General features: G+C 31.4%; 4 protein-coding genes. 2 read left to right on the top strand and 2 right to left on the bottom strand.

The features are described 5' to 3' along the window. The first annotated feature begins 172 nt into the window (after window positions 1–172). Window positions 173–745, top strand: a complete 573-nt coding sequence (locus G6N06_RS19545; protein WP_163518379.1) for a hypothetical protein — start codon at window positions 173–175, stop codon at window positions 743–745. 266 nt (window positions 746–1,011) lie between these two features. Here G6N06_RS19545 and G6N06_RS19540 read toward each other — a convergent pair whose 3' ends face one another. Next, window positions 1,012–1,542: a hypothetical protein gene (locus G6N06_RS19540; RefSeq protein WP_163518378.1), complete on the bottom strand. Its 531-nt coding sequence runs from the start codon at window positions 1,540–1,542 to the stop codon at window positions 1,012–1,014. A gap of 176 nt (window positions 1,543–1,718) precedes the next feature. Here G6N06_RS19540 and G6N06_RS19535 point away from each other — a divergent pair, with 176 nt between their 5' ends. Next, window positions 1,719–2,024: a hypothetical protein gene (locus G6N06_RS19535; RefSeq protein ID WP_163518377.1), complete on the top strand. Its 306-nt coding sequence runs from the start codon at window positions 1,719–1,721 to the stop codon at window positions 2,022–2,024. Here the strand turns inward: G6N06_RS19535 and G6N06_RS19530 are convergent, their stop codons facing one another. Then, a complete protein-coding gene (locus tag G6N06_RS19530) occupies window positions 2,025–2,267 on the bottom strand; it encodes a hypothetical protein (protein ID WP_163518376.1) in 243 nt (80 codons plus the stop codon). Window positions 2,268–2,866 lie beyond the last annotated feature (599 nt).

The following is a 2,866-nucleotide window of genomic DNA, read 5'->3' as shown; positions in this document are numbered from 1 at the left end:
AATCCCGAAGGCTATCTCTTTTTGGACCAAAAGAGAAAACTAGGTTTGGTTAAGAGAATTAAAAAACAAATCGATAAATTCGCTTTGACCAATGAAGACCTTGGAATTGAAATTAATTGATTCTTAGCGTATTACAAAAACGTTAGTCAGAATGAAAAACAACCCGATTTAAATGGACATATTTGTTTTTTACATTCTGATTTTGATAGTTTTATTACTATTGACAATTGGAATAATTTACTTGAGTTATTGGATTCCTAAAAAGTACGGAAAGAAAAAACTCGGAATTATTATTTCAAGTATGTTAATAGTCGGAACGGTACTTTTTATTTTAGCTTCAGTTTTCGACGACAGTTTGTTTTTTAAATCTGATGCCAAGAAATATTTGATTGAACAGAAAGTGGAATTGAATCATGATTTTAAAATAATAAATAATAAAAGCGGTGGGCTAAGAGATTACTATCACAAATTTGAATTGGAAATTTCGAACGCGGATAAACAGAAAATAATTAGTCAGATCAAGTCAACAGAGAATTATCAGAATGAAATTAATAATGAAATCTATCTTCCAGAATTAGCTAAAAACAGATACGAAGGAGATACCATTTATGCGAATTATCAAACTGATTGGGAATACAAAAAAGCAGTGTTTTATCCAAACGGAAAAGGATATACGCCAACTTATAGAGTAATTAGTATCTCAAAAGAAAAGAACAAATTGACCTTTGAGGAACTTTTGGACTGATGAAATACTGCACACAACAGTATGTATAAGCAATGGCTTGTCTTCGCCTACTTGGAAATTCCTGCGGAATTTCCAATGGCAAGTACCTGTTTGCAATTGTCCGTGACGAACCACGCCACTGCTCATACACGAAACGTTGCCAACCATTTGAGAAACATAACGATAAAAAATAAACATTATGAGTGATAAAAACGAAGACAACAACAATTCATCGTCAAATGATTCAGGAAATAATTCGCATAATTATGAAATCCCTGAAAGAGACACTAACACCAGAATCGACAAAGAAGAAAAAAGATAATTATTAGTAAGGATATAAGGAATCCAAAAACTAATATTCTATTTGCTTTTTTGTACGAGTTCAGTCGACTGATATAACTTGAAATAGATATATCAATAGCATCTTGTATGCATAATATTCTATTACCTAAAATTCTTAATTCATCATAATCATCACCTTTTATCATATCTGATTGAATTAATTTATTAGGTTGAGAACCTAACAATCTGTTTTCTAAAGGAAATATTGAATTAAATAAAACAATAATCACTAAAGCAAAAACAACGGACAAAGAGACGGATAAAATAAACAACAAATCAAAGTTTTTATCCGAAATACATTTTATTGAATATCCGACAACGGCTATAAAAACAGCAAATGAAAATGATAAAAAATTATTGATTTTACCAGTCATTATGTCTTCTGACTTATGTATATCTTCTAAATTTTTTTCAGCTTCTGACTTTATTAATAATTGAGTTTCTTTTTTTGCTTTGTATAATATATTTGTATTCATAATCTGATTTTTAAAATGTTAAAGTTAAATAAAAAACGGTTGGCAACAACGGCTATAATTCAGCGTGGGTTAGTTACTTACCAAAATATAATTCTTACATTTAGCTTGATTTCTCTGCGGACAAATCCTGCGGATTTATCCACGCCGAAATCATAGCCAAACCGTTACCCACAATTATGGAGAACTTAAACCCAAAATGGAAATGCGAAGACGAAGTTTTAGAAATACGACAACAATTCCTAAATAAACCTACTGAATTTGGAGAAGAACTCGCCGAAACAACGACGATACATTTTAGAAATATATTAGCTAATTATTTTGACCTGCTTCACGAAAAACACAAAGGAGTAGATGTTGAAAAAAAGCTTGAAATAGGTAAAAAATACATTTTAGAAAAGGCGGAACAACTGGCGGACATCTATGAAGAGATGTTAAGACAAAAAGAAGAGCATAAGAAGTATGGAACGACAAGAGTATTCTAATTAATAATTTCTATCACTGTCAACTACACCTTTATCCAGATAACATATTACAATAACATAAGGCTTCTTACCATCTGTAGTTTCAATTATATCAAGACCTTTATGATAATCACAACGTTCTTTTCCAAGCGAATTTATTAATGACGCCCTAAAGAACAACTTAAGTTTTTCAGACTCTGATAACTGAAGATTGTTTTCGATACTATCAGTATCTATATCGTTGAAAGTAACTTGTGGTTTCATAAAAAAATTAATTATCTGAGCCTTCACTCTGAGATTTAATCAAAACATTAATCTTTTCATCAACAACAGACTTCAACCAATTTGAATAGTCCATTGAAAGTTGAAAAAATATCAAGGATATCATAAAACTAACGGAAATTACAAAAACCTTGTCAAAAGGACTGTTCACAATGAATAGAATCAGAAAGAAAATATTAGCCACATACTTGGAAATGAAGAAAAGTGCTTTCTTGATTCCAGAGGCTCTAACTACCTTTTTACTTTTAGTTGGCTTACAATATCTATTTATCAAGAAATATATCCCACCTGGAACAAAAGGGTACAATATTCTGAACCAAGCACTATCCATATCAAACATATTATACCTTACTTTTTTAGTAGTATTCTATTTTTTTACAAAAAGATTCCTAATTTGGCTAATGAACGAAGATACAGAAAATTAAAACACAGAGTGCAAAAATAAACAGTGGGTAATCGAGTAGACGGGTGACGACCTACCGGTCGCCACTGCGCCTCTCACACCACCGTACGTACGGGTCTCGTATACGGCGGTTCGCAAAAAGATGGGTTGAGTTCTAAGTAAACATCGGTCAATGATT

The organism is Gelidibacter japonicus (assembly GCF_010725055.1).
In the GTDB taxonomy this organism is placed as follows: domain Bacteria; phylum Bacteroidota; class Bacteroidia; order Flavobacteriales; family Flavobacteriaceae; genus Gelidibacter; species Gelidibacter japonicus.
Note: the sequence above shows the minus strand (reverse complement) of the source record. Positions and strands in the feature narration are given on the sequence as shown.